Genomic DNA, 24,632 nt, shown 5'->3' with positions numbered 1-24,632 from the left:
CCATGCCTTACGTCAATATCAGAATTACGCGAGAAGGAACAACGTCTGAGCAAAAAGCTGAACTGATTAAGGGAGTAACCGATCTTCTCGTTCAGGTGTTGAATAAAGATCCAGCTATGACATTTGTGCTGATCGATGAGGTTGTGACTGAAGACTGGGGAGTTACTGGAATGTCAGTTCAGGCGTTGCGGCAAACTCAGAATAACCAGGCTGAGAAACCTCCTCAAACTAGAGACAAATCTTTGACCTGAATTGGAAGTACTAGCTAACGCTACATTTGTGTCAAAGGTCAATTTTTTATGAACATCTTCATTGTTCTGGCTCATCCCGAACCTAAATCCTTGAATGGTTCTCTAAAAGATCTGGCAGTTTCAGTTCTGGCGAATCAAGGACATCACGTTCAAGTCTCCGATCTTTATCGTATGAACTGGAAAGCGGTTGCCGACGAGCAAGACTTTCTGCACGCGCAAACCCACGATCGCTTCAGTTACATTCATGCCTCTAAACACGCTTTTGCCGCGCATACGCAGACATCTGACATTGAAGTAGAGCAGCAGAAGCTACTGTGGGCAGATGCTGTTATCTTTCAGTTTCCAATGTGGTGGTTTTCCATGCCTGCTATCTTGAAAGGTTGGTTTGAGCGGGTGTATGCTTACGGATTTGCTTATGGGGTCGGTGTTCATGAGGGAACTCGCTGGGGCGATCGATATGGTGAAGGCAAACTGATGGGAAGACGCACCATGCTTTCGATTACAGTAGGTGGACGACTACCGCACTACATCGAACGGGGAGTCAATGGTGCAATGGAAGATTTGCTGTTCCCAATTCATCACGGCATCCTCTGGTATCCCGGCATGGATGTCTTGCCGCCATTTGTGGTTTATCAAGCCGATCGCCTGACCACAGAGCAGTATGAAACCGTTGCTCAGGACTATCAACAACGACTGGAAAACTTGTTCACAGATGCACCCATTCCCTACCGCAGTCAAAACGGTGGACACTACGATGAACGGCAAGTTCTCAAATCTGAGTTTGGCAGCGGACAAGGTGGATTACGATTACATCTGCTCCAACCAGACGAAGTTGCGGATCAGCGTCCTCTCCCAAGAAACCGCCAAGCAGGCGAGAGCGCAGCAAGATGGCGGTGAAGTGAAATTGGCTCATACTCAGTAACACCGCAAAATCTGCAAGCTTAAAGTCCTAGTCTAGATATTCGTGAATGTACTCCAACATCTGTAAAAGTGGACGCTGCAACAATTCACCTTCATAGGTAGGAGTTGATTGTTTGGTTTCAGTCATTTGTCTGACTTCTAGCTACATCTTTTTGGTACAAACACATGACAACTCAAACACTGACAGTAACGCTACTAAGTCCCTTCGATTTGGCAGGGTTGCCCCTTAAAAATCGAGTAGTAATGGCTCCTCTGACTCGTGGACGAGCAGGCAAGGAGCGCCTCCCCAACGCTTTGATGGCAGAGTATTATGCTCAACGAGCTTCAGTCGGGTTAATCATCGCCGAAGCGACTGCTATCTCGAAACAGGCGAACGGTTGGCAAAATAGTCCTGGAATTTACTTGGAGGAGCAGTCGCAAGCCTGGAAACACGTTGTTGATGCTGTTCACGCGAAAGGGACACCATTCTTTCTCCAACTCTGGCACTGTGGGCGAGCGTCTCACAGTAGTTTTCAGGAAAATGGTCAATTACCTGTTTCTGCCTCTGCCATCAAACTGAACGGAAAAGAGATTCGCACTCCCACTGGCAAGCAAGCCGCTGAAACTCCCCGCGCCTTAGAAACAAACGAGATCCCTTTAATCGTTGAAGATTATCGTCAGGCTGCCCAGCGCGCAAAAGATGCTGGTTTTGATGGTGTAGAAATTCATGCAGCGAATGGCTATGTAATTGATCAGTTTCTACAATCAAAAACTAACCACCGCACCGATCAGTATGGGGGTAGCCTGGAGAATCGCTATCGTTTTCTCAAAGAAATCGTAGAAGCGATTCTGACGGTGTTTCCCGCTAACCGAGTGGGCGTAAGACTGTCTCCTAACAGCACGTTTAACGACATGGGTTCTCCAGATTTTCGGGAGACGTTTCTCTATGCCGCTCAGCAGTTGAATACGTGTGGTCTGGGCTACTTATCTCTGGTCGATGGTCTGTCATTCAACGGCTTTCATGAACTAGGAGAGCCGATGGTTGCGTCCGAATTTCGGAACGTGTTCAAGAATCCAATGATGGTGAACGGTGGCTATACCCAAGAAACCGCTTCGTCTGCGATCGCATCTGGCAACGCTGACTTGGTTGCCTTTGGGCGACCCATGATTAGCAATCCAGACTTGGTTGAGCGGTTTGCAAACGGCTGGTCTTTAAATTCACCCGCCGACCCTGGTGTTTGGTATTCCTTCGATCAAGAAGGCTATACCAACTTTCCTACCTATCGCGCATCCTAAGAGGAAATCTAATCATGCCTAAAGTTGTCAAGTTCTATGAATTTGGTGAACCTGATGTTCTGAAGCTCGAAGAAGAACCACTCCGCCAACCTCAAGCGGGAGAAGTCCGCATTCAGGTGCAGGCATTGGGTCTTAACCGCGCCGAGGTGATGTATCGCACCAATAGTTACCCTGAGCAAGCCCAATTCCCGTCTCGGATTGGCTATGAAGCAGCAGGCATTGTGGATGCGATCGGGGAGGAAGTAACCGAGTTTCAGGTGGGCGACCCTTGCGGTATCTCCATAGGAGCGCGCGTCAGTACCATCCCCGGATTCAGCCTGAATCAATACGGTGTAGCAGGTGAAGTTGCTATCGTGCCAGCGACTCGCATCGCCAGATATCCAGAACAGTTCTCGCCAGAGGAAGGGACATCCATTTGGATGCAGTATCTGACTGCTTACGGAGCACTGGTTGAATTTGGCAAACTCAAACAAGGCGATGTCGTTGCGATTACCGCAGCCAGTAGCAGTGTGGGTATCGCTGCGATTCAAATGGTTAACGATGCTGGAGGAACAAGTATTGCAATTACCCGCAAGGCAGACAAGCGAGAAAGACTAATTCAGGTAGGTGCTCAACATGTCGTCATTACTGACGAAGAAGATATGGTTGAGCAGGTCAATAGAATCACAAATGGCAAGGGTGCAGAGATTGTGTTTGACCCTGTGAGTGGGTCTTACTTGGAAAAATTAGCGGACATTGTTGCTCCTGAAGGGCTGATTGTGGAATATGGTTCGCTGGCTGAAGGAACACCCGTCTTTCCAGTGGTTGCTGCGATCGTGAAGGGCTTTCGGGTACAAGGCTTTCATCTAGGCTATCATGTCACCGCTTACCCGGAACGGTTGCAGGCAGGAATTAGCTATGTCAACCAGCGATTGCAGTCAGGAGCTTTTCGTCCGCTAATTGCTGAAAAACGATTCACCCTCGATCAAATTGTTGATGCCTATCGATACCTGGAGTCGAACGAACAATTGGGAAAAATTGTGATTTCAGTCTGACACACCTCAAAAAACTCTCGAAACCCCGATTCTTGCATCTTTTTTAGGTGAAAACCCATGACGGCTCAAACACTTGCTAAAACCTTACTCAGTCCCTTTGATTTGGCAGGGCTGCCGCTGAAAAACCGCGTGGTCATGGCTCCTTTGACTCGTGGACGAGCAGGCAAGGAGCGCCTCCCCAATGCTTTGATGGCAGAGTACTATGCTCAACGAGCTTCAGTTGGTTTGATCATTTCTGAAGGGGCTACCATCTCGAAACAAGCAAATGGTTGGTTGAATAGTCCTGGAATTTACTCAGGGGAACAGGCGCAAGCCTGGAAACAAGTTGTCGATGCAGTTCACGCGAAAGGTACGCCATTTTTTCTGCAACTCTGGCACACTGGACGAGCGTCTCACAGTAGCTTTCAGGAAAATGGTCAATTACCCGTTTCTGCCTCTGCAATCAGACTTAAAGATGAATACATTCATACTCCAGTTGGCAAGCAACCCTATGAAACGCCCCGCGCTCTGGAAACGAACGAGATTCCTTTGATCGTGGAAGATTATCGGCAGGCTGCTCAGCACACTCAATATGCTGGTTTTGATGGAGTAGAAATTCACGCGGGTTATGGCTACCTGATCGATGAGTTTTTGCAATCTAAAACCAACCATCGCATCGATCGATATGGAGGTAGTCTAGAGAATCGCTACCGCTTCCTCAAAGAAACTGTTGAGGCGATTCTCACAGTGTTTCCTGCTAACCGAGTCGGAGTGAGGCTGTCTCCGAACAGTACTTATAACGACATGGGTTCTCCAGATTTCCGAGAAACGTTTCTCTATGTTGCTCAACAGTTGGATCGGTATGGTCTAAGTTACCTGGCTCTGATCGATGGACTGGAGTTCAATGGCTTTCATCAGCTAGGAGAACCAATGGTGACGGGCGAATTTCGTGACGTATTTCAGGGTGCAATCATGGCGAATGGTGACTACACGCAAGAGACTGCCTCAGCCGCTATTAAAGATGGCAATGCTGATTTGATTGCCTTTGGGCGACCGATGATCAGCAATCCAGATTTGGTTGAGCGGTTTGCCAATGGCTGGTCTTTAAATCCACCCGCCGACCCCGGTGTTTGGTTCTCCTTTGATAAAGCAGGCTACACCGACTTCCCGACTTACTCATGACATTCCAAACTAGAAAAACTGAATGAATTATGTCTTCTCAAACTGTCATTGTTACAGGCGCTGCAACTGGCTTAGGCTACGCAATTGCTAAAGGCTTTCTCAACGCTGGAGCGAACGTAGTACTGAATGGTAGAACATTCTCAAAGCTCGAAATTGCAGCCCAGAAACTGAATCAGGTGGATCGCGTCCAGGTTATCGCAGGTGACATAACCGAGCCTGCATTTGCGTCTGAGCTTGTTGCTAAGACCGTTGCTAGATTTGGTAGAGTCGATGTCCTGGTTAATAATGCAGGTATATTCGCCAGCAAGCACTTTACTGACTATACGATCGATGAACTCGATCAATTCCTGACCTACGTTCGTGGCACCTATGCACTGACTCAGGAAACCGTCAAACAGATGCGATTAGCGCAAAGCGCAACTCCGAAGGAACCGCAAGGTGAGGGGGGAGCCATTATCAACATCAGTACCATTCTTGCTTTCAATGGAATCAAGGCTCTGCCTTCTTCTGCACCAATCATGGCGAAAGCAGCAATCACAGCGATGGTCAAAAACTTAGCGATCGAGCTAGCCGCAGACAATATCCGAATCAATGCTGTCGCTCCTGGCATTGTTCTGACTCCCTTATTGGGTGATGTGGATGATGCAGCACTGGCTCGCTTGAAACAGCAACAACCGCTTGGAAGGGTGGGCACACCCAAAGATATTGCTGATGCCGTCTTATATCTAGCGAATGCGAACTGGGTGACTGGCGTAGTTCTTCCGGTTGATGGTGGCGTTGCTGCGGGTGGTGATGGAACTAGCAACCTTAAGCTTGTCACAAGACTTGACACAGCCCACAATGCTCTTTCGCCTGAATCAATGCTTTCGAGTTTACGCAGTTAGAAATGAGGCGTTTTGTTGATTACCCAAGCGCCTGCCATAAATTCTTTACGCACAGGAGAAAAACAATGTATCGATCGAGAAAGTTTTTTGCTCTCGGTGGCTCTGCTATTACCGCATCCATCTTAGCGATCACAGTCGCATCTAGTGCTGCTCCCGCTACCAAGACGTACAAGAATGTTTCAACCGGATTCTGTCTGGATAGCAATACAAATCGTCGAGTTTACACAAATGCTTGCGGCCCTAACAATAATTTTCAGAAGTGGCGTTGACACAAGCATCTGTGGTGGACGAAGTAGGTCAATTTGCGAATGTTGGCATTTTTTGAAAGAAGGAGAAAATCAATGGCTGCATCTAATCCTAATCAACTAACATTTGGCGATAAATTTAATGCTTTTAAGGCTTGGAAGAACGGGCTTTCGCTCTGCCTACTTCTCAGTCTGACGCTGCTTGAAACGACACCAGCCGCGAGAGCCGACTCAGCAGCCTGTAACCGCCCATTCGCAGACATCCCCCGCGAAGTGCTTTACAAGGGTAATGGGCGAGACCACAACTATCCCGCTCGTCTGCATGGGAAAACAGTTCGCCTCATCAACGGAGCGCGCTTTCACCAATCTTACGCACTTGTAGAGCGACCGAGCAAAGGTGATATTGTCTCTATTGACCGCACTACTGACCCGGACAAGCTCAACACCAAGCAAAAGTGGTGGGATGGCTCCAAAATCCGTAATTGGGAGTTTTGCCAGTCAAAAGTGACGATTAATAATGCACCTCGGTGGACTTCTCCAACAATATATAATTTGCATGTGCCCGTGCGCGTTTGTTTGCGGCATAATGGTGCGCTTCAGTGTGCTAATACGTGGTACGCCGATCTATCCTGACGTGATTAGGTTACAGGCTGTTCAACAAAGGCGAAACTCTACCGCAGGCAACCGCATTTTAGTTTCGATTTTGTAGGAAGAATTTGAAGCAAATGAATGAAATTATCACTCATCTTTAGCTATTGAGGTGAAACTATGTTCAGAATCGTCTTTTGTTCAATGCAACAAGGCTTAGGAGTACAGATTGCGTTTCTGAGTCTACTACTGGGAGCGATCTCAATTCCGAATGCTGCGGCTGAACTGCCACAAGATGCGATTAGCGCAGAGCGCAAGTCCGAAAGAATCGCAGTAACACTGATGGATGGTAGAACCGCTTTCACAAATCCCCCTTCTTTAGTCAAGGCTTCAGCAAGTTATTCTCAGCAGGCGATGCCATCTCAATACACCTTCACCATCCGCATCTCCGCGAATGCAGGCGCTCCTTTACAAGCAGTCAAGCTGTCTTCAGATGATCAGATTCCGGTTCAGTTTGATGTCAACAGTATTCACGCTTATGCAGGAGATCGAGCGAAAGGGCAAGCACTAACACTGGCAAAAGTTGGAGGAAACCAGGCTGCGAATGCTAAAGATACTGTGGTTGCCTTTGATCCACCGATTCAGCCAGGAAACACAGTGACGATCGCGATCGATGTTCCCCGCAATCCCAGCCAAGGTATTTACCTCATCGGTGTTACCGCCTATCCGACTGGAAGTAATCCGATGGGACAGTTTCTAGGATTTGGTCGCTTCAGCTTCTACTCGAATCAGTGAAATGTTCTGGACAAAACTCGATGTCGATCGACATCGCCTGAACCTAGAATAGATCAACGCTCTAGAGTCGGTGACGCAGGAGGTAAAACTGACATGAATGACAATCTTCTTCGCAAGGCATACAGCAGATTTCTAGTTAGTGAAGCACAGTTAAATTGGCAAGAGATCCTGTTCCCCGAAAGTTTCAATCACTTGTTTTTGTACTTCATCTATTTGCAAGGTGCTGTATCAAGCCTTTAACACTCGTGATATTGATACCGTTCTAGCTGTTCTGCATCCGGATGTTGCCTGGGCAAATGGCATGGAAGGTGGGTATGTGCATGGACATGCTGAAGTGCGTGATTACTGGAATCGTCAGTGAAGTTTGATTGATCCACACATTGAGCCGCGACGCTTCACGGCCGATGAGACAGGGCAAACGGTGGTTGATGTTCATCAAGTGGTGTGTGATTTGGACGGCAATGTGATTGTGGATCAAAGGGTTCAGCATGTGTATGTGATCGAACAGGGTTTAATCAAGCGCATGGAAATCCAGTCAATTGACCAGTAGATTGAGTGGCGAACTTGCAGCTTAACAAAAGGCAAAAGGAACCAAGTTGATTTAGTACAATTGCACTGCTATTATATGATCGTCTCCCAGCCAAGCTGAATTAAAGTACCGCTCTAAATCTAATCTGCCCGCTTTCAAATCAACTTATGGAGGGTTCAGACATGGACAACAATCCCAGTATTCTCTCCCACGTTTCGCTCGGCACCAACGACTTTGAACGAGCGATCGCGTTTTACGATGCTGTTTTGTCCCCACTCGGTTGCAAGCGACTGATGGAACATCCAGGTGCGATTGCGTATGGCAAACAATACCCCGAATTTTGGGTGGGAACCCCGTTTGATGGACAGCCCGCAACCGTTGGCAATGGCACTCATATCGGCTTCATCGCTCCCACGAAAGAAGCTGTCCATGCCTTCTACGAAGCAGCACTCGCAGCAGGTGGCAGAGACGAAGGTGCGCCCGGTAGCAGACCCGACTACAGTGAGCCATACTACGGTTGCTTTGTGCGCGATCCAGATGGACATAAGGTAGAAGCTGCTTTTTGGGATGAACAACTTGAGCAAGAACTGAACTCCAGCAAATCTGCGTAAGCTGAACCACTAAACAATTCCATTCAACTTGTAAAAGAGGAATTAACTATGACCAAATTCATTCCTGATGGTTTTCATACCGTGACTCCTTATCTCACCGTCCAAGGCGCGAATCAACTGCTTGAATTTATGAAGACTGCCTTTGATGCTGAGGAAATTCTCTGCATGAAACAACCGGATGGCACGATCAGACATGCAGCAGTGAAGATCGGTGATTCGATGATTGAACTATCCGAGGCAAAGGCAGAATGGACACCGATGCCTGGAGCGATCCACCTTTATGTAAGCGACACTGATGCGGTTTATCAGCGCTCACTTCGAGCAGGTGCAACTTCACTACAAGAACCAACGGATATGTACTACGGTGAGCGGGGCGCTGCTGTGAAAGATGCTGTCGGCAATCACTGGTATATTGCCACTCATTTGGAAGATTTATCTTCAGAGGAATTGGCAAGGCGAGAAGCAGTTTTCGCACATCAGTCACACTAAACTCTTTTCGTCATTTCAGTCAGTCTTGGAGGTTGTATGTCTGACGTTCCCAACATTATCCACATGAACGCTCTGGAATGGAAGGAGGAAAATTACTCTGAACATTACACGGGTTGGTCAAAGCGACTATCTTCGCCTGCGATGGATCGCGATCGAGGTCACATTGGGGTGAGAGTCGATCGGCTGCGTCCTAAAACGCTCTCCTGTCCTTTTCATTACCATATGCACGAAGACGAATTTTGTCTAATTCTCAAAGGCAAAGCGACACTTCGGTATGGTGATCGAACGATCGAAGTCAAAGAAGGGGATGCGATTTCATTTCCACGCGGAGAACGAGTGGCTCATCAGTTCTACAATCACACCGATGAGCCTGTAGACATTCTTATGGTGGGCGAAAATCTGCCGCACGAGGTGTGTTATTACCCAGACTCGGACAAATGGATGGTGAGTTCGATCGAGAAAGTCGGCAAGTTCGAGAACACCGACTACTGGACGGATGAACCTGATCCCCCTATCTTGAAATCTCAGCCATGACTGTTCAACGAAGTATGGCAACGGTGTCACTTGAAGCGTGGATCGATGACTAATTTTTTTATCTTTTCGCTGCTGCTAGTCGCGAGGATTTTTGGAGAAGAAAAGATGTTAGTCGAAGAATTAGAAGGGTACGAAGCGTACAAAACCAAAGTGAAGTGTAGACTTCTTCCTCTAGTCTGGTAATTCGATCGAGCATCAAGGGAACTGTGACTGACTCTACTCAAAACATGGTAGACAAAATTGTTGGAGAATGATCAACGTGACAAACCCAAACGCTTTCATCTTACGAGCCGAGCAAATTGCTGCCGATCAACAAAGCTTTTCTCACCCCTGGAACTCCAACTCTGAACTATCAGGAACTCAACTGGGGCATAAAGTCGGGCTACAGCGCACAGGAGTCAATTTCATCCGAGTGCCGCCTGGTAAAGAATCGTTTATCTATCATTCCCATCATCGCGAAGAAGAATGGATTTTCATACTGTCAGGAAATGGCATCGCGGAAATTGACGAAGCAGAGTTCGAGGTCGGTGCAGGCGATTTTATGGGATTTCCAACGCCCTCCGTGGCTCATTATCTAAGAAACACAGGCAGCGAAGATTTAGTGTATTTAGCAGGAGGAGAAAATCTGGATGTCGAAATTGCTGATTTTCCTCGGCTGAAAAAACGAATGCTTCGACAGGGAGAAACCGTCGAAATTTATGATTTCTCCGATGCGAAACCCTTTGAACCAATAGAAACATAACCCCAGAATGCAGGGAGCCTGCGACCTTTTGTGATAGCTAATCTGTTTCTAGGGTGCATTGCTATGTTGATCGTTTGGCAAGGCAGAGCAACTCATAAAGTGGTTGGGCGAACACCCTTCGCGTGAGCCGCAGGCACCGATGCAAAGTTGATTTATCTGTACCCAGTTGCATCCGCAGGTTTGCCCATTGCTTCTACTTCTTGGATATAGCGCCATGCATCCGGCTGAGAGCCATCAATGTCAGTAAAGTCATAAACCTGCGCCAGTTGACCACTGGAAAGCGCTTGTTCATTCCAGCGATCGACCCTTGGATCACCTGCGAGATGGGCAACCGCCCGCCCAATATAATGCGGCGTTTCCGAAATCACAAAATGCGGTTCCTTTGCGGTTGCCTCCTGCCAATTCGCTTCACTCACGCCAAAATGGTCGAGCATCAGTTCCGATCGTAGCCATCCTGGTGTTAACGCCACTGCCGTACCCTGATAGGGTCGAAGTTCTTGCGATAATCCCCATGCCATCCGAATAATCGAAGTTTTGGCAAGATCATAGAACAGCGATAGCCGATAGTTCTGCTGGTTATAGTCTGCCGTTCCGTCTGTTACTTCAACCACCAAGCCGCCAGGCTTCTGGATTAAGAGCGGCAGAGCAAAATGACTTGTGATCAAATGGGTGTCGATCGCGGTTTTTAGCAGGCGCAATCCCTTCTCTAGAGAAAGCTCCCACATGGGCTGGTTAAACTCTGTCCAATGTTCTCCACCAATATCGTTCACGAGAATGTCGAGACAACCTTGTTCTTGTTCGATGCGTGTAATGAGCGATCGCACTTGTTCAGGGTCGAGATGATCCACCTGAATTGCGATTCCTGTTCCACCTGCCTGATTCACCAACTCTGCGGTTTCTTCAATGGTTTCAGGGCGATTATATTCCGATCGCTGTGTGGAGGTGCTGCGTCCGGTAACATAAACGGTTGCTCCGGCTGCACCGAGTTCTACCGCAATACCTCGACCTGCGCCGCGAGTGCCACCAGCGACGATCGCAATCTTATCTTTTAATGGTTGCATAATGCCTCCTCAAAATTGTTCTGGACAATGACACTTGCTTGTCCGCTGATACTGACAGCATAAAGGTCATTTCATGACACCCTTTGTCATATTTCAGCAATAGAGTAGAAAGTAGTTGCGAGCGTTTGGAGAATTGTGATGCGCGCCGATCGACTCCTCTCTATCTTGATGTTGCTGCAAGTTCATTCTCGGTTAACCACACGCGAACTAGCAGAACGATTGGAAGTGTCTGAGCGCACTATTCACCGGGATATGGATGCGCTCAGCAGTTCGGGGGTTCCAGTGGTAGCAGAACGCGGCAAGAGCGGAGGTTGGGGCTTGATGGAACACTATCAAACTACATTAACCGGACTCAACCTGGCAGAAATTCAGGCGTTGTTTTTGCCGAAACCCACACATTTATTAGCCGATTTAGGCTGGAGTCAGGCGTTTGAAGCCGCATTACTCAAACTTCTAGCCGCATTGCCTGCCGCTAATCGTCAGCAAGCAGAAGTGGTGAGCCAACGGATTCATGTTGACCCAACCGGATGGCATCACTGGGAAGAAGAGATGTCAGCCTTTCCGGTTCTGCAATCTGCAATTTGGCAAGAACGACAAGTTTACTTGAGCTATGAGCGCGGCAATGGTAAGCAAGTTGAACGATTAGTCAATCCTCTTGGATTAGTTGCCAAAGGGAGCATCTGGTATTTAGTCGCAGCGGTAGAGGAAGAAGTGCGCTCTTACCGGATTTCACGAGTGCAAAATGCTGCCTTGACAGACTTTCACTGTGTACGTCCAACAGAATTCAATTTAGCCGACTATTGGCAGCGATCGATGGTGGAATTCCAGGCAAATCTTCCTGCCTACCGTGTGACAGTGCGGGTTGCTCCAGAAGCAATGTCTTGGTTGCGGTATGGGGGTTACTTTGCTCGAATTGAACGGATTGATGCTCCCGATGCTGAAGGCTGGATTCCTGTCTTGCTGCGGTTTGATATCGAAAAAGCAGCTTGTGCGTATGTATTGGGGTTTGGCGCACAAATGGAAGTGATCGAACCTTTAGAGTTACGCGATCGCGTTTTGCAAGCCGCTAAGGAAGCGATCGCGTTCTACACCGAACGTTGAATCAACTCGGATCAATGATGCTATCTGTTTGCAAGATTGGCATAGAATTTAAGCAGACGAACACGTACCCGTGTAGCAAAGCGATCGAGCATCAAGGGAACGATGACTGACTCTGCTCAAAACAAGCTACCTCTCGTTCTTCCTCAGCCGCCAATTCTGGCAAGTGATGGCGCGAACTGGAAAAACATTCAATTCGCCCATTTTCGGCAATCTCCTTGTCAGGTGCCGGAGCAGGTGTTGCCTTTTCATGTCATTTGTATGAATGCGGGTAAACCCGTTCGACTGGAACAAGCCGTCGATGGACAAAAAGAAACCGTTGACTCAGTGCTAGGAGATTTAGCGATTTATCCAGCTTATGCAACTCAGGCGTTCGGCTGGGACACAGAAACTGAGTTTTTCAATCTGTTTTTAGAGCCAACATTCCTGACTCAAGTTGGGTATGACGTATTTGGGAACGATCGCATCGAACTCATTCCTCACCTCGCAGCATTGTTCGATCCATTTCTTCAACAAATGGGGTTTGCGTTAAAAACATCTTTGGAAATTGACGGAGAAAACAGCAATCTTTATGCTGATTCAATGGCACAGGCACTCGTTGTTCATCTTTTATGCCGATATTCAAGCAGTTCCCGTCAAATCAAACCCATCATAGGTGGCTTTACTCAGCAGCAATGGAGGCAAATTTCTAGTTTTATTGATGCAAACCTGGATCAGAATATTAGCCTAACTGAGTTAGCTGCGATCGTACAGTTAAGTCCTTATCATTTCGCGCATTTGTTTAAGAAATCAACCCATACATCGCCTCATCAATATTTGATTCAGCAACGAATCGAACGAGCTAAACAATTGATGCAGATGGGAGATTTATCACTTGCAATGATTGCTCAGACGGTTGGTTTTGCCAGTCAAGGACATTTCACCTACCACTTCAAACGTTTGATGGGCATTACTCCTAAAGTGTTTCGACAGCAAGAACGTTGAAAACGATCGCAAGAACCTTGAAGAAAAGCATTGGTACATTGCCGCATACTGGCTGCATAAGCAGATTTCAAGGTTCACTGATGCAACACATTCTTCACATTGACGCTAGCTACAGCGGTGAACGATCAATATCACGAGTTTTGTCTCATGACTTCATTACGACCTGGAAGAAGTTCCACCCTGAAGCTGCCGTTCTCTACCGAGATTTAGGGCGTTTTCCAGTTCCCTACATTAACGAAGCCTGGATTGCCGCCACTCATTCGTCACCCGAAATTTGTACACCAGAGATGATTGCAGCTTTGGAGGTGTCTAATCCACTGCTAGAAGAGTTTTTGTCGGTTGATGGTTATGTTTTTGGAGTGCCAATGTATGGCTTTACAATTCCGGCAACTTTAAAAGCCTACTTTGAACATTTGATTCGGCTTGGACGAACTTATGAGGTCACTAAAGCAGGGGTTAAAGGGCTGGTGCATGGAAAGAAGGCGCTGTTTATTACAAGCTGCGCTGGTAATTATGCTCCGGGTTCTACTTTTGGTGAGGATCATCAGGAACCGTATCTTCGGACGCTGTTTAAATCGTTTGGAATCAAGGATGTTCAGTTTGTCAATGCAGGTAATCTGATTTTCAAAGATCGAGAACAGTCTATTTCAGCAGCTCAAGCAAGTCTTCAATCCCTTGCAACTCAATGGTAAGGAACGACAACATTCTTTAGGCGATCGTGCCTGTTGTAAAACATGACTACTAACACTTGTACGAAAGGAAGGAATTATCATGTCTCATGAGAATATTGAAACCGCTCGTCGTCTATTCAAAGCTGTTGAAACACGCGATGTCGCTGGAGTGCTTGCCACTTATGATCCTGAGATTGTCATCCACGATGCTGCTTCACTCCCGTATGGTGGCATTCATCATGGTTTAGAAGGCGCAAAACAACACGTTGAAGGGGCGGCTCTAGCCTGGAATCATCTCCAACCAGAAGCCGCTAGAAAAATGAATGGTGTGTTTCTGGATGCAGGCGAGTACGTCGTCGTGCTTTGGCGGCTCAAAGGATTAGAAGCGAGTAGCGGCAGAACGCTGGATTCGCCAGTGGTTAGCGTCTATAAAATGCGAGATGCAAAAATCATTGAGTCCCAAATGTTTTACTCGGATACAGTTGCGATTAGCGCTTTTTTGTGCAACTCCGAAGGAACCGCGCAATTTTTAGCAGGCAAACCCTAAATTGGCAGATTGGGAGAGAAGCAGAATTAATCTTTTCTCTCGCAACCTCAGCATCAACTGATTCAACAGTGCCAACTGCTCGCAGTCTTGTTTTCTTCTGGAGTTCTCCAAATTGAATTGAGTCGCGATTGCTCAACACCAATATTAAAGTAGGATGCAATTACAACGGGTAGAAAGATCACGCGATGTGCAACTTTTTCTTAGCCCCCTTTTGAGGGGAGTTGGGGGATCACACCGCCGGAGGCACAGCCAGAGATCCCCCCTCAATCCCCCTTCAAAATTGGGGGACGTTGACTAGAAAGGGCGTTGCTGAATCAGGGGATGAATTGCCCCAAAGCGGCGGGAAACCCAAGGTTCAAAGTCCCCCAAAATTGGGGGATTTAGGGGGCGAAAAGATGGACACTTCCCACAGAATTCATTCCTCCAATCAGCAACGTCCTAGAAAGTTGCCCGTCGCGTAGGATCTTCAAATGATAACGATTCGACTAGCACAACTCATTGATGCGAAGGCTGTATTGACCCTTGCTCAAGGATTAGCGACAACATTTGTGATTGACCCGCAGGCATTTATTTGACCTCACTTTCCCAGACCTTCTCGCTGATCCGTCAAGCTATTTGGCAGTGGCGATCCATGATGCTTCCATTCGCAACAACAGAGCAGGCGAACCACAGGAACCGAGTAGCGTCGCTCCGGAAATTGTGGGCTATGGAATACGGCGTTTGTTGAATCTGACGATAAACGGCTACAAGCGTCTACAGTTAGGAAATTTCTCCAAACAATTTCTGATTGATTTGAGCAGTTTCTGCATAAAAATTTATCGCAGTACCCATTAGATAGATGAGTCGTGCCGACACTATTGGAACGAGAGGAATAAATTGATGAATCATTCAGATAGAAATTGGAACAACCTGTTCGGAGAATATACGACCGATGAGACTGCTTGGTATGGGCAGTGGAATTCGTACTCGCCTGAGCAGGAGTTGATCAAGAGCAAACAGGTAATCAGAAGTTTTCGATCGAATGTAGATAATACGGTCATTACTCACACCAACCGCTATCTGGATGATGATGGAAATGTTGTGGATAAAACAAGCTGGCAAATCGATCGAGAAACCTGTAACCAGCCGAATGGAGTCAGCCATCCTGCCGCATCCTCAATGCGAACGTTGTCATTTGGAGCAGGTGCGACGGCTTGGCTTTCACAGAAACTCAGCCTCGGAAACGCCTGTGGTCTAGAATTTTTCTTTGGAAATCACGACTGGCGATCGAGTGTTGTGATCGTCTATGGAGAAAATGGTCAGCTTGATCGGATTACACACATTCGAGAACACCGGGGCGACTTCTCTGATCAATTCCTGAGCAAAGAGCTATCAGAACTTTCAGGAAATTGGATTGGAAAGAAACGCTGCATGACTCCTGACCTAAGCATTTCATCTGAAGAAGAGACTCAAGTCTCCTTTGATCAAACCAGTGACCCTGACAAAATCATTCGCCTTCCCGGCAACACGATCGTCAAGTTTTCTGAGAGCGTCGATGTGAATCAACCGATTCAGCTTGCAGCAGGTCACCAAATAGCAGACGATCAATTACAGTTTCTTGCGGCTCACTATGATACTACAGGTTCGTTCACGCAGTTGGTTTCTGCAACGTTACAATCTTAGTCTCGACTGAGGTAGCTGGTCTAATAAACTAGCTGCTTGAGTCGTAAAATGTACCCACGAAGCAATTCTGTCGAAACTGTGTAACACACGATAAATTTGTGGGAGAACACAGCCTTGTCTATCCTCAAACCTATTCAGAATTCGTCAACTCCTCAATCTCTCAGCTAACATCGATCGCAGGATTGATACTATCGGTAAACTGAGCGGTTGGCTGGTGATGCTGACGATCGCAGTTGGCTTCTACTTACTCAAACCGCAGCTTGAGTTCCAGATTTCGTCCCAGGGTTGTCCTCCGGTTTCGAGTCCGCACTGGCTGCTGGTGGCTTTGAGAATTAATTCGTTGTTCCAGCGATGTCTCAGTTCTAACGTTAGATTTCCTAACATGGTGTCGCGGCAGGCAAAGCGCAAGCCCGTGGCAGTGGGGGCGCGTAGCGGCGTTCCGGGTAGGTCGGTGGTGCCCGTGAGGGTGACTGTGTACTGGGCGTTTTTTGCCTCCATTTTCCAGTAGCCCCAGGGTTGAATGTCCCAACTGACTTGAGAATTCCAGGGCACAAATTCGTAAAATTTTCCTTTGTGATGAATGCCGATCATCGCCACCGATTCCATCCACCACAATACGCCCCGTCTGCCGCCGCCAGCGGTTAGCGCCAAATCAGACTCATTCTCAAAACTGTTGCAGTTGAGCCAAAACCACTTTTGCGGAAAGGCTCCACCCCAATTCTTTTCACTATACGCCGGGGCGTTCACAAATTCATATCGCTTCCCATTCCAATCAATCCAACCAGTGGCTAATCCATGCGCCATGAGAATTTGCCAGCCCGGTTCAAAGATTTGCAGCGACGACAGAAAACCCGCCGTTGACTGCTGCGGACTGCCCGTACTCGCCCACCCATACACAGGCTGAATTTCATACTGCCATTCCGCAGACTTGCCGTTGGGTTCGTGCAGTTTGCCTTGATGCCAGGTGGCCGTCGCCTGATAGCCTTCCTGAACGTGACGATCGAACCCTTCCCGCTCCAAATATTCAGGCTGACCCAAATCTGTTTTGCCCCAGTGACCCAACCCCAGCGCGTCTTTCCAGGCCCAAAAGCGACTCACATCGGGAAAGGTACGACAGAGGTATTCATCATCAGCACCGAGAATTTGCGCTGCACCGCCACTGTATGGTTGCTTGCCTGTGGGGTCTTCGATCGAATACATAAATGCAAACGTCTGACCCTGTGGCACCGTCACTCGGTAATACCAACCTTCAAAAAAATTGCGGCTGCTTCCATTCCAGTGATAGCCGCTATGAGGGGTCTGTAAAGGATGAAATTGGTTCATAGTAGGTGCATTCTTTGCAAGGGCCAAACGGATTAACAGCACAGCGAATATGAGTCGATCGCGCGTTAAATCGACAGGTAAAGTCTCCAATCAGAGACCCCATGCCTTCAACGTAGCGCTGATCAGAGGGGAGCGCCAAAAGCCGCTGAAGTTGACGGTGTTCCGCCGCTCTCATGGCAGATCGTAGACGAATCTGTGCCCGCGCCTCGGCTCGACGCAAGAAAATAAAAGACATTAAAGGGGGAGCCAGCCCGATCGTCAGAACCAAAATGATCTCAAGCATAAGGCGACTTCCGGCAATGATTTTACTCGTTTAGCGGTCGAATTAAGATGTCCCATTTTAGTAGCTCTAGATTGCGTTCTGATCGCCGCTCAACTTCACGCATTGCTACTTTGGATAGCGAAATGCCTGTTGGATAAGTCTGGGTGTTCAGCATTACTGTCGGGTGAATGCCCTTCCAAGTCATACTTTCTGCCCAAGCGAGCATCGTTTGTACGTCACTCAGTTGCGTTCCATTCCAGTGCTGTTCGAGGATGCCCCAACAGCGTTCAATCGAATTGTACTTGCTATGATAGGGCGGATGCATTGGTTGAAGCGGCTCTGTTGGTTGATGCGGCTGAAAAAGCGCGCAACGGTGCCAACCCTGGCATCACTCCCAAAAGCAACATCTCTCTAACTTTCTCTAGCGACGACGGAACCGCTAACATGGCCGCTACCTTGCCTGTAGATGTCACTGTGGGTGCTGATGGATCGGTGCGTTACCTACCCAAGGACTATCTAGGCGGTGCTTATGCAGTGTTTACCCGGCACCGTCACTGCTACGGCTGCTGTTCCTTTCACTTCGAAGATCGACGCTGCTAGCTCTCTGACCATCACCGCCCTCGATTACCTTGCCCCGTCCCGGTGCTTCAAACAGTCCCCCTAACCCGCCTGCTTGCCACTAAGATATCTTGCAGTTTCTCGTGATCGTCTCTCATAGGGGGATTGCTTCGCTCAGGACGCGATCGCGGATTCTGGGTCGCAGTCCTTTTTCTGTGACAACATCCACCGGATAATTCAGCAGGTCTTATAGTTCCATCAGCAGACCACCGAGGTCAAGCAGGCTACGTTCTGCCTCCATTTCCACCAGAAAATCCACATCGCTGTCTGCGTCAGCTTCGCCCCGTGCCACAGAGCCAAAGACGCGAACATTGTAGGCACCATATTTTGATGCTGTTACTAAAATCACTTCCCGTTTTTCATGCAACTGTGCCCCAATGTTCATAAGCAACTTTCCATTTTGTCTTATTATCCCATCATCGTACTGCGATCGCTGCATTCTTGAAGGCGGCTCAGGCATTGCTATGCCTCGGCTGTAGTTGCTGTAGTAGAGCTTGGGTCAGCAGACGATCAGAGAGCTGGGCGGTTTGCCCTGTCGCAATCGTATGGCGTAAAAAATTCAGGAAGTCTTCCTTATAACAATGGTTCGGACAGTTTTTGGGTGAGGGGATAGACAAGAAAGCTATCGATCCCTTAGGGTGCTGATCAGAAAAAACAAGCACCAAACCGATAGCTGTATGCAAATTGTACAAAGTTTACTGGAGAAAATGGGCGGGTTGAGCAAACCCCAAATCAAGGGACTCACCACGCTGTTCGCCACCGTCCTCATTGTCTGTGGAAAAGTGAACTTTACGAATTTGAGCCGCTACAGTTCGTTGAGCGAAAAGACGTATCGCCGCAGATTCCAGCAGTCGTTCCCGTTTACCCGGTTCAACCTGGAAGTGATTAGAGCAGCAATGCGAGAGGATGGCGCGATGATCGCCCTGATGGATTGCTCGTTCATCGCCAAGAGCGGGAAGCAGACCTTTGGGTTGGATCAGTTTTACAACGGCAGCCACGGTCGAGTCGAAAAAGGGTTAGAGGTGTCGTTGGTGGCGGTGGTGAATGTTGAGACAGAAGTGGGGTACAGCGTACAAGCCGAGCAGACCTTTGAGCAGGCGATGTTTCCTGAACTAACGCGAATGGATTATTACCTGGATCAACTTCAGCGAGTGCGCCCACAGCTACCTGAGCAAATTCGCTATCTTGCGGTCGATGGCGCGTATGCAAATCAACCGTTTATCACCGGAGTCGTGGCGCTGAAGCTGGAGGTGATTAGTCGCCTGCGGCGCGATGCGAACCTGCGCTTTGTGTTTGAGGGGCAGCAGAAGGCACGAGGTGCCAAACGCAAATACGACGGCAAAGTCGATTTAGCAGACTCAACCCGGTTCACCTGGGTGTGCCAACTGCAACCGGGGTTTGACCTCTACACCCAAGTCGTCTGGCACGTCTCGCTCAAGCGTCAAATTCGCCTCGCTTATCTCAAAGACACCCGCAAACCTCACAAGCCCAGCTACGTCGTGCTGTTCTCAGATGGCGAGTCTCAAACGACGGGCACTCAACGACCATTTGCTGAACCTCTTTATCTCAAAGTTAGCGCTGTCCCCAAAAGCGATTAAATCTCATTCTAACTACCAGAGTCTTCGCTCATACGGCGTTATCACTGCCTAATTCTGTCCAGAGTGTTGATCTAAAGCAACAGGTCTATTAGACAAGAAGCCAAAAGAAGAAGTTAAAAGCTTTGCTATTCCTGTGGAAAGCGCAACTGCCACGATGAGTACCAGACAGTCCAGGCAGATTCCAAAGTCGGATACGTTTCTTCTGGAGAGTTTTTTAAGGGCGTGGAGAGATGAGTCCAGAGACAACGAAAATCGCGAAGGTTTGAGCGCCCAAATAGCCAGGGAGCAATGCGATCGATTCTCAAGTCATGAGCATTGCGATTGTCCCGAAACTGAATTCCTGTTACGGTGCTGCCGCCTTGGGGATTGATGCAGACGCTCAGATAAGCTTTATTTTGGTCAGAAAATACTTGGTAGAATCCGATTCCAGGCTGATGACGAATGCTGGAACGATTGTGGGTAGTACTCTTTTGATAGTCTCTGAGATAGTGTTCTACATCGCCATCGGTATCGACTAAGTAGCGAATTTCGACATCAACAATAGATTGATTTTGAGAATACTGATAGACCTTTCCAGCAATGAAGTTACGACGAACGGGATGATCAGCTAGAGAACGGTTGCCTGCTGACTTCCATCCTGGTAAAGCGATCGCATCTGGAAACACAAAAGGCGTTGCGGCGGCTCTGGGTTGATTAGGTTTAAAAATAGACTGACCCAACACAAAAAGAACCCCTCCCAGAAGGGAAATTAATAATCCAGTGCGAAATTTGTCAGTGTTCATCAGATTGCGGGATCAGAAAATTGCAGAATGCGCCAAAACTGAAGACGGCGATCGTTGAAAAAATCAGAGATCCATCGCCCACATGCCAGTATTCAAACGCCGACTGATTGGACAAGGCAACCAAAACAGCCATCAGCGCCACTCGTAACCCATTGATTGTGAAAGCGAGGAAGAGCGCGATCGTGACCAGCCACACTTTTTGATGAAATCGAGTTCGGCACAAAAACAGATAAATCAGCGCCAATCCCAAGAGTTGCAAAATGACAGCGATCCCAGAACAGCCTGCGTAGACTTCGATCGAGCCTCTGGGTAAATGAATCAACAACCCCTGACGCGAAACATCAAACCCCAGACACCACAACACAAATGCCGAAAACCTAGCCGTTAGTGGAGACGGATCGATGAATAGAGAAACGAATCCTGGCGGAATGATAAAGAATGCTAAAAGCGTTAATTCTCGCCAGTAGTGTTTGAGTCGAGACATACCAGAAGCCATCAAACTGATACCGAGAACAGAGACAAAAGGCAACAACCGTAAAAAAATATCGTTTCCGATTAGAAACTTACTTTTGATCAAGACCAGTGACATCAGAAATGCACCCAGACTAATCGAAAAAAGATCACTGCTGAGATTCAATTGAGATCGTTTGAATACGAGAGCAGCGATCGCAAACCAAAATAGAATGCTAGATCCCATGAGGTCAGTATTTTGGCTGTGAGAAACTAGACTGAGATGGAGCGCGATCGTTCCTACCAGCAAACCCAGCAACAGATATTGAATTCCACGCGACTGCTTCATACGGACTGCTTCAGATCAGTGACGGAAGGGGTGAATTTAGAATGAGGCGATCGCTTAACGTTGCTTCCATCGTTTCCAGCCAAAGCGCGACAGGAGTAACAAAACGGCGGCAAGGCTGCCCAAAATTTCTCCAGGTTCCGGGACAGGATCAGCCCCGTTGCCAGTCGGTTGATTCATTCCTTCAGGCGTTTCCACAGGCACCTGTACCGTTTTTCCAGAGTTAGGTTCGACTCGATTTTCTTGACTCACCGCAACGAAAGCTGTGTACTTTGATAGTAATCGGTATTCTAATGCAGTATCTGTGACTGATTTGATTCCAGCTTCTGTTTCCTTCGCGAACATTTGACTGGTTAATTCTTTAATTCGAGCGCGTCCCCAGAGTTGGGCAATGCCACCCGACAGCGGTGACGAAGATGAGTTACCAGTATTCGCAAAATCGACTGGGACAATTTTCTCGTAGCGTTTTCCTCCGATCGCCGTTCCCGTAATTTTGAGGTTACCATCTGAGCGATCGCCCTTGCGCCCAAAAATCACCAAAGGCTGATTGGCAAACAGATCGGCTGTCTTAAGCGGATAGATTTGTGGAGCGGCTCCTGACCCTTCCCACGTGATCTCAATGTTGGTCAAAACGGGATTGTTGATGTGCTGAAAGAACTTCTCGACGATCGGGCCAGCTTTCTCATTGGGCATCACGACTTGAGAAGTTCCTCGTCCGAGTTCGGCGATGCGATCAATTAAGAAACGGTTAGACGCTTCTCCCACCCCAAAACTGTAGAGTCGATTGCCTGGTTTCAAGTTTTTTTGCACTTCAGCGATCACCCGTTCATCATCTCCAATCAAGCCGTCCGTGATCAGTACAATGCTGCGGAGTCGTCCATCTACGGCGGGCGGAAAACTCATCACTTTTTGGATGCCGTTAAACAATTCGCTGCCGCCATTAGCCTCTAGTTTGTTGACGTACTCGATCGCTCGCTGGCGGTTTTCTGGCGTGTTGGGCAACGGTTTGTCTGACAGTTGAGTCGTGACGCTGGCGAAGTCGATAATCGTAAAGGTGTCGTCTGGATTTAAGCCCTTCAAAAAGCGGCGCATTAGTTCTTTAGAAGCCTGAATAGGTTGCCCTCCCTGCGATCCGGAGGTGTCCATCAGAAACACGACATCCTTGGGGACAATCTCATTGGGCTGGTACTGCAAGGCGGGAATTAAATAGGCAGCAAAGTGTCCTCCTCGGCGATCGCTATCCGTTAACACCGTCGATTGAGCCGTGGTATCTGCAACCTGATATTTCAACACCAGATCTTTGTTAGGAATCGTTGTTTCATTCGCTAACTGAATGCGCGTCACTCCATCATCTTGAGCGGTTTTTACCTGATGAGACGGAGAATTCATGCCTTTAATGGGTACACCCGCATCGATCTCAACCGTAACTCTGATGTCTTGCCCCGATCGTGTCTCTGGTGCTTTCGTTGCGGGTAAAATTTTATTCGCGTCTGCAATCACACCACTGGGAACATAGCGTGGCCCAACCACCATCGGAAAATCAAACTCATAGTTTCCTTTCTCAAACTTCAAACTATTGGTATATCGAATCGTAACATCGATCTTTTCGCCAGGTTTAATATTTGCAAGAGACTGTGTAAATACGTTGTCGCGTTCTTGTTCTAGTAATCCTGCGGTTTTGCCGTCCTGTTTCGCCTGATCGTAAATTTGCTTTGCTTCCTGACGTTTTTTGATCAGTCCGCGAATGATACGATTTCCAACTCGAATTTCCATATCATCGACTGCCGCCTCGTCAGGCAATGGGAAGACATACACCGCCTCCAACGGTTTGTTGAATGGATTGGTGAACGTCTGCGTGACTTCGACTCGTGACACATTTCCAGTCACCCGCGCCATCACTTCGGTATGTTGAAGCGGAAAAGCTTGCTGTTTGTCGTCTGTGTTGAGGAAAAGTCCTCCGATCGCCGCAGGCAGGTTCTGCTGAGGTGGACGTTGATAGTCAGGCGCACTGTAAGGCGTTGATACCATTTGCGTAACGGGGAACATCAGCGATCGCGCTCCCGCAACACTAGCAATCAACACAACGCCCGCCGCAAGCCACCGCTTTTTGAACCGACGATGGGGTGCTTTTAAGTCTTTTAGCACTTGGTCAGCCGAAAAATAGCGTCGAGTGGTGCCGCTTTCTAGCAGCTTATTGAGAATTGATTCAAGCTGAGGCGTGATTGTTTTACGCTTTGCGTGAGGTGTTGTCGTCAGGAATCCGTCTGGCGTTCTCGAACGGGTTGCAGATTTTTTGACGTAGTGTTGCCAAACCCATTTATTTTCGCCACTATCGAACAATTCAAAGGGCGACATTTCTGTTAGCAAGTGAATGCACGTGACTCCCAAACTGTAGAGATCGCTGGCGTAGATTGCCTTTCCTCTAACTTGCTCTGGAGCGGTGTAGGCGGCAGATCCGATCATCGTCCCGGTTTTTCCCAGGGTGGTTTCTGACGTGTATTTAGCGGCTCCAAAATCAACGAGAACTAGCTCACGATCGCTCGACCGCCGCACAATATTTTCGGGCTTGATGTCACGGTGAATGACTTGATGAGCGTGAATAAATTGCAAAATCGGCAGAATATCCTGCAACAGTTGACGAATTTGGGCTTCATTAAATGCGCCATGCTCCACCAACTCTTGAGCCAGATTGCGACCGTCGATAAATTCTTGCACCAGATACTGCCGTTGGTCTTCCTCAAAGGATTCCAGCAGTTTGGGAATCTGCGAATGAGTGCCCAGTGCTTCTAGTCGTTGCGCTTCTTGACGAAACAATTCGGCTGCTTTTTCGATGTTGTCCTGCTGCTGCGGAAAAAATTGCTTGACGACACAGTAGGGTTGCGTGAGGGGTGATTCGTCGATGACCAACAGCGTTCGCCCAAACCCACCCTGACCAATCAAGCGAATCGCCCTATAGCGATCGTTGAGCAGCAGTTTTGTTCCACAGTGACGACAGTGTTCAGCGTTAAATTCGTTTTCTGGATGCTGACACTTGGGATTAAAACAATAAGACTGCTTGGGGTTAACTGCTTTTTCGGAGGGAGAAGTTTTCATGGCGATCGCTGGAGTGCAAAAATATTTGGATTGCTAGAAGTAAAGAAACTTGTTAAGAATGGATTGAGCGCGTGAATG

31 protein-coding genes are annotated in these 24,632 nt (G+C 48.0%); 23 read left to right on the top strand and 8 right to left on the bottom strand.

Features of this window, described 5'->3' with window-relative positions; translation table 11 throughout:
- Positions 1–2: 2 nt before the first annotated feature.
- The 15 genes from ACKFKH_RS21065 to ACKFKH_RS20995 all read left to right on the top strand — a co-directional run bounded on the left by ACKFKH_RS21065 (position 3) and on the right by ACKFKH_RS20995 (position 10,059).
- Positions 3–251: a tautomerase family protein gene (locus tag ACKFKH_RS21065; protein ID WP_446860310.1), complete on the top strand. Its 249-nt coding sequence runs from the start codon at positions 3–5 to the stop codon at positions 249–251.
- 48 nt (positions 252–299) lie between these two features.
- Entirely contained in the window at positions 300–1,148 is an 849-nt protein-coding gene (locus ACKFKH_RS21060) for an NAD(P)H-dependent oxidoreductase (protein WP_446860309.1), read from the top strand.
- Between the two features lie 189 nt (positions 1,149–1,337).
- A complete protein-coding gene (locus ACKFKH_RS21055) occupies positions 1,338–2,447 on the top strand; it encodes an alkene reductase (protein WP_446860308.1) in 1,110 nt (369 codons plus the stop codon).
- Positions 2,448–2,461: 14 nt separating this feature from the next.
- Positions 2,462–3,481, top strand: coding sequence for a zinc-dependent alcohol dehydrogenase family protein (locus tag ACKFKH_RS21050; protein WP_446860307.1), 1,020 nt, complete (start codon positions 2,462–2,464; stop codon positions 3,479–3,481).
- A gap of 57 nt (positions 3,482–3,538) precedes the next feature.
- Positions 3,539–4,642, top strand: coding sequence for an alkene reductase (locus tag ACKFKH_RS21045; protein ID WP_446860306.1), 1,104 nt, complete (start codon positions 3,539–3,541; stop codon positions 4,640–4,642).
- A gap of 29 nt (positions 4,643–4,671) precedes the next feature.
- Positions 4,672–5,526 carry an SDR family NAD(P)-dependent oxidoreductase gene (locus tag ACKFKH_RS21040; protein WP_446860305.1) on the top strand — a complete coding sequence of 285 codons (855 nt, stop codon included), beginning with the start codon at positions 4,672–4,674 and terminating at the stop codon, positions 5,524–5,526.
- Between the two features lie 65 nt (positions 5,527–5,591).
- Positions 5,592–5,795: a hypothetical protein gene (locus ACKFKH_RS21035; protein ID WP_446860304.1), complete on the top strand. Its 204-nt coding sequence runs from the start codon at positions 5,592–5,594 to the stop codon at positions 5,793–5,795.
- 72 nt (positions 5,796–5,867) lie between these two features.
- Positions 5,868–6,404 carry a hypothetical protein gene (locus ACKFKH_RS21030; protein ID WP_446860303.1) on the top strand — a complete coding sequence of 179 codons (537 nt, stop codon included), beginning with the start codon at positions 5,868–5,870 and terminating at the stop codon, positions 6,402–6,404.
- 135 nt (positions 6,405–6,539) lie between these two features.
- Positions 6,540–7,154 (top strand): DUF2808 domain-containing protein, encoded by a 615-nt coding sequence (locus ACKFKH_RS21025; protein WP_446860302.1) that lies wholly within the window; start codon positions 6,540–6,542, stop codon positions 7,152–7,154.
- 220 nt (positions 7,155–7,374) lie between these two features.
- On the top strand, positions 7,375–7,515 hold the full coding sequence (locus tag ACKFKH_RS21020; protein ID WP_446860301.1) for a nuclear transport factor 2 family protein: 141 nt from the start codon (positions 7,375–7,377) through the stop codon (positions 7,513–7,515).
- A 3-nt stretch (positions 7,516–7,518) separates the two neighbouring features.
- A complete protein-coding gene (locus tag ACKFKH_RS21015; RefSeq protein ID WP_446860300.1) occupies positions 7,519–7,704 on the top strand; it encodes a hypothetical protein in 186 nt (61 codons plus the stop codon).
- A 161-nt stretch (positions 7,705–7,865) separates the two neighbouring features.
- Positions 7,866–8,294 carry a VOC family protein gene (locus tag ACKFKH_RS21010; protein ID WP_446860299.1) on the top strand — a complete coding sequence of 143 codons (429 nt, stop codon included), beginning with the start codon at positions 7,866–7,868 and terminating at the stop codon, positions 8,292–8,294.
- Positions 8,295–8,342: 48 nt separating this feature from the next.
- A complete protein-coding gene (locus ACKFKH_RS21005; protein WP_446860298.1) occupies positions 8,343–8,783 on the top strand; it encodes a VOC family protein in 441 nt (146 codons plus the stop codon).
- A 36-nt stretch (positions 8,784–8,819) separates the two neighbouring features.
- Positions 8,820–9,317, top strand: a complete 498-nt coding sequence (locus tag ACKFKH_RS21000) for a cupin domain-containing protein (protein WP_446860297.1) — start codon at positions 8,820–8,822, stop codon at positions 9,315–9,317.
- Between the two features lie 259 nt (positions 9,318–9,576).
- Complete coding sequence (locus ACKFKH_RS20995) at positions 9,577–10,059, top strand: cupin domain-containing protein (protein ID WP_446860296.1); 483 nt, start codon at positions 9,577–9,579, stop codon at positions 10,057–10,059.
- A 152-nt stretch (positions 10,060–10,211) separates the two neighbouring features.
- Here the strand turns inward: ACKFKH_RS20995 and ACKFKH_RS20990 are convergent, their stop codons facing one another.
- Positions 10,212–11,120 (bottom strand): SDR family oxidoreductase, encoded by a 909-nt coding sequence (locus ACKFKH_RS20990; protein ID WP_446860295.1) that lies wholly within the window; start codon positions 11,118–11,120, stop codon positions 10,212–10,214.
- Positions 11,121–11,258: 138 nt separating this feature from the next.
- Between ACKFKH_RS20990 and ACKFKH_RS20985 the strand changes: the two genes are divergently transcribed.
- From ACKFKH_RS20985 to ACKFKH_RS20960, 6 genes are all read left to right on the top strand, one after another.
- Positions 11,259–12,221 (top strand): helix-turn-helix transcriptional regulator, encoded by a 963-nt coding sequence (locus tag ACKFKH_RS20985; protein WP_446860293.1) that lies wholly within the window; start codon positions 11,259–11,261, stop codon positions 12,219–12,221.
- A 102-nt stretch (positions 12,222–12,323) separates the two neighbouring features.
- On the top strand, positions 12,324–13,202 hold the full coding sequence (locus tag ACKFKH_RS20980; RefSeq protein ID WP_446860292.1) for a helix-turn-helix transcriptional regulator: 879 nt from the start codon (positions 12,324–12,326) through the stop codon (positions 13,200–13,202).
- Between the two features lie 80 nt (positions 13,203–13,282).
- Entirely contained in the window at positions 13,283–13,894 is a 612-nt protein-coding gene (locus ACKFKH_RS20975) for an FMN-dependent NADH-azoreductase (RefSeq protein ID WP_446860291.1), read from the top strand.
- A gap of 79 nt (positions 13,895–13,973) precedes the next feature.
- Complete coding sequence (locus ACKFKH_RS20970) at positions 13,974–14,420, top strand: nuclear transport factor 2 family protein (RefSeq protein WP_446860290.1); 447 nt, start codon at positions 13,974–13,976, stop codon at positions 14,418–14,420.
- A 621-nt stretch (positions 14,421–15,041) separates the two neighbouring features.
- The gene (locus ACKFKH_RS20965) at positions 15,042–15,254 is read left to right on the top strand and encodes a hypothetical protein (protein ID WP_446860289.1); all 213 of its coding nucleotides are present in this window, start codon (positions 15,042–15,044) and stop codon (positions 15,252–15,254) included.
- Positions 15,255–15,299: 45 nt separating this feature from the next.
- Positions 15,300–16,082: a DUF3598 family protein gene (locus tag ACKFKH_RS20960; RefSeq protein WP_446860288.1), complete on the top strand. Its 783-nt coding sequence runs from the start codon at positions 15,300–15,302 to the stop codon at positions 16,080–16,082.
- A 240-nt stretch (positions 16,083–16,322) separates the two neighbouring features.
- On the opposite strand, the gene ACKFKH_RS20955 is transcribed toward ACKFKH_RS20960, so the two are convergent.
- From ACKFKH_RS20955 to ACKFKH_RS20945, 3 genes are read right to left on the bottom strand one after another with little or no spacing between them, the layout of a single operon-like run.
- Entirely contained in the window at positions 16,323–17,405 is a 1,083-nt protein-coding gene (locus ACKFKH_RS20955; protein ID WP_446860287.1) for a tocopherol cyclase family protein, read from the bottom strand.
- Positions 17,371–17,688, bottom strand: coding sequence for a DUF6464 family protein (locus ACKFKH_RS20950; RefSeq protein WP_446860286.1), 318 nt, complete (start codon positions 17,686–17,688; stop codon positions 17,371–17,373). The genes ACKFKH_RS20955 and ACKFKH_RS20950 overlap by 35 nt, the downstream gene beginning before the upstream one ends.
- A 22-nt stretch (positions 17,689–17,710) precedes the next feature.
- Positions 17,711–17,992, bottom strand: coding sequence for an ISAzo13-like element transposase-related protein (locus tag ACKFKH_RS20945; RefSeq protein ID WP_446860285.1), 282 nt, complete (start codon positions 17,990–17,992; stop codon positions 17,711–17,713).
- Here ACKFKH_RS20945 and ACKFKH_RS20940 point away from each other — a divergent pair.
- Positions 17,992–18,267: a hypothetical protein gene (locus ACKFKH_RS20940; protein ID WP_446860284.1), complete on the top strand. Its 276-nt coding sequence runs from the start codon at positions 17,992–17,994 to the stop codon at positions 18,265–18,267. The two genes, ACKFKH_RS20945 and ACKFKH_RS20940, sit on opposite strands and share 1 nt — an antisense overlap.
- 205 nt (positions 18,268–18,472) lie before the next feature.
- Here the strand turns inward: ACKFKH_RS20940 and ACKFKH_RS20935 are convergent, their stop codons facing one another.
- Positions 18,473–18,745, bottom strand: a complete 273-nt coding sequence (locus tag ACKFKH_RS20935; protein ID WP_446860283.1) for a nucleotidyltransferase family protein — start codon at positions 18,743–18,745, stop codon at positions 18,473–18,475.
- A 217-nt stretch (positions 18,746–18,962) separates the two neighbouring features.
- On the opposite strand from ACKFKH_RS20935, the gene ACKFKH_RS20930 reads away from it, so the two are divergent.
- On the top strand, positions 18,963–19,883 hold the full coding sequence (locus ACKFKH_RS20930) for a transposase (protein ID WP_446860282.1): 921 nt from the start codon (positions 18,963–18,965) through the stop codon (positions 19,881–19,883).
- Positions 19,884–20,008: 125 nt separating this feature from the next.
- On the opposite strand, the gene ACKFKH_RS20925 is transcribed toward ACKFKH_RS20930, so the two are convergent.
- Genes ACKFKH_RS20925 through ACKFKH_RS20915 form a run of 3 tightly spaced genes read right to left on the bottom strand, consistent with a single transcriptional unit; the run spans position 20,009 to position 24,554 of the window.
- A complete protein-coding gene (locus ACKFKH_RS20925; RefSeq protein ID WP_446860281.1) occupies positions 20,009–20,665 on the bottom strand; it encodes a cyanoexosortase A system-associated protein in 657 nt (218 codons plus the stop codon).
- Complete coding sequence (crtA, locus tag ACKFKH_RS20920; RefSeq protein WP_446860280.1) at positions 20,655–21,464, bottom strand: cyanoexosortase A; 810 nt, start codon at positions 21,462–21,464, stop codon at positions 20,655–20,657. Before crtA ends, ACKFKH_RS20925 begins: the two co-directional genes overlap by 11 nt.
- Positions 21,465–21,518: 54 nt before the next feature.
- Positions 21,519–24,554: a protein kinase domain-containing protein gene (locus tag ACKFKH_RS20915; RefSeq protein WP_446860279.1), complete on the bottom strand. Its 3,036-nt coding sequence runs from the start codon at positions 24,552–24,554 to the stop codon at positions 21,519–21,521.
- Between the last annotated feature and the right edge of the window lie 78 nt (positions 24,555–24,632).

This window comes from Phormidesmis sp. 146-20 (genome assembly GCF_052939475.1).
This window is presented reverse-complemented; position numbering and strand designations above follow the sequence as displayed.

Bases quoted from the DNA above. Each gene is read 5' to 3' on its own strand.
- ACKFKH_RS21065 (WP_446860310.1), top strand. From the start codon at position 3: ATGCCTTACGTCAATATCAGAATTACGCGAGAAGGAACAACGTCTGAG.
- ACKFKH_RS21060 (WP_446860309.1), top strand. From the start codon at position 300: ATGAACATCTTCATTGTTCTGGCTCATCCCGAACCTAAATCCTTGAAT.
- ACKFKH_RS21055 (WP_446860308.1), top strand. From the start codon at position 1,338: ATGACAACTCAAACACTGACAGTAACGCTACTAAGTCCCTTCGATTTG.
- ACKFKH_RS21050 (WP_446860307.1), top strand. From the start codon at position 2,462: ATGCCTAAAGTTGTCAAGTTCTATGAATTTGGTGAACCTGATGTTCTG.
- ACKFKH_RS21045 (WP_446860306.1), top strand. From the start codon at position 3,539: ATGACGGCTCAAACACTTGCTAAAACCTTACTCAGTCCCTTTGATTTG.
- ACKFKH_RS21040 (WP_446860305.1), top strand. From the start codon at position 4,672: ATGTCTTCTCAAACTGTCATTGTTACAGGCGCTGCAACTGGCTTAGGC.
- ACKFKH_RS21035 (WP_446860304.1), top strand. From the start codon at position 5,592: ATGTATCGATCGAGAAAGTTTTTTGCTCTCGGTGGCTCTGCTATTACC.
- ACKFKH_RS21030 (WP_446860303.1), top strand. From the start codon at position 5,868: ATGGCTGCATCTAATCCTAATCAACTAACATTTGGCGATAAATTTAAT.
- ACKFKH_RS21025 (WP_446860302.1), top strand. From the start codon at position 6,540: ATGTTCAGAATCGTCTTTTGTTCAATGCAACAAGGCTTAGGAGTACAG.
- ACKFKH_RS21010 (WP_446860299.1), top strand. From the start codon at position 7,866: ATGGACAACAATCCCAGTATTCTCTCCCACGTTTCGCTCGGCACCAAC.
- ACKFKH_RS21005 (WP_446860298.1), top strand. From the start codon at position 8,343: ATGACCAAATTCATTCCTGATGGTTTTCATACCGTGACTCCTTATCTC.
- ACKFKH_RS21000 (WP_446860297.1), top strand. From the start codon at position 8,820: ATGTCTGACGTTCCCAACATTATCCACATGAACGCTCTGGAATGGAAG.
- ACKFKH_RS20990 (WP_446860295.1), bottom strand. From the start codon at position 11,120: ATGCAACCATTAAAAGATAAGATTGCGATCGTCGCTGGTGGCACTCGC.
- ACKFKH_RS20985 (WP_446860293.1), top strand. From the start codon at position 11,259: ATGCGCGCCGATCGACTCCTCTCTATCTTGATGTTGCTGCAAGTTCAT.
- ACKFKH_RS20980 (WP_446860292.1), top strand. From the start codon at position 12,324: ATGACTGACTCTGCTCAAAACAAGCTACCTCTCGTTCTTCCTCAGCCG.
- ACKFKH_RS20975 (WP_446860291.1), top strand. From the start codon at position 13,283: ATGCAACACATTCTTCACATTGACGCTAGCTACAGCGGTGAACGATCA.
- ACKFKH_RS20970 (WP_446860290.1), top strand. From the start codon at position 13,974: ATGTCTCATGAGAATATTGAAACCGCTCGTCGTCTATTCAAAGCTGTT.
- ACKFKH_RS20960 (WP_446860288.1), top strand. From the start codon at position 15,300: ATGAATCATTCAGATAGAAATTGGAACAACCTGTTCGGAGAATATACG.
- ACKFKH_RS20955 (WP_446860287.1), bottom strand. From the start codon at position 17,405: ATGAACCAATTTCATCCTTTACAGACCCCTCATAGCGGCTATCACTGG.
- ACKFKH_RS20950 (WP_446860286.1), bottom strand. From the start codon at position 17,688: ATGCTTGAGATCATTTTGGTTCTGACGATCGGGCTGGCTCCCCCTTTA.
- ACKFKH_RS20945 (WP_446860285.1), bottom strand. From the start codon at position 17,992: ATGCATCCGCCCTATCATAGCAAGTACAATTCGATTGAACGCTGTTGG.
- ACKFKH_RS20935 (WP_446860283.1), bottom strand. From the start codon at position 18,745: ATGCCTGAGCCGCCTTCAAGAATGCAGCGATCGCAGTACGATGATGGG.
- ACKFKH_RS20930 (WP_446860282.1), top strand. From the start codon at position 18,963: ATGCAAATTGTACAAAGTTTACTGGAGAAAATGGGCGGGTTGAGCAAA.
- ACKFKH_RS20925 (WP_446860281.1), bottom strand. From the start codon at position 20,665: ATGAACACTGACAAATTTCGCACTGGATTATTAATTTCCCTTCTGGGA.
- crtA (WP_446860280.1), bottom strand. From the start codon at position 21,464: ATGAAGCAGTCGCGTGGAATTCAATATCTGTTGCTGGGTTTGCTGGTA.
- ACKFKH_RS20915 (WP_446860279.1), bottom strand. From the start codon at position 24,554: ATGAAAACTTCTCCCTCCGAAAAAGCAGTTAACCCCAAGCAGTCTTAT.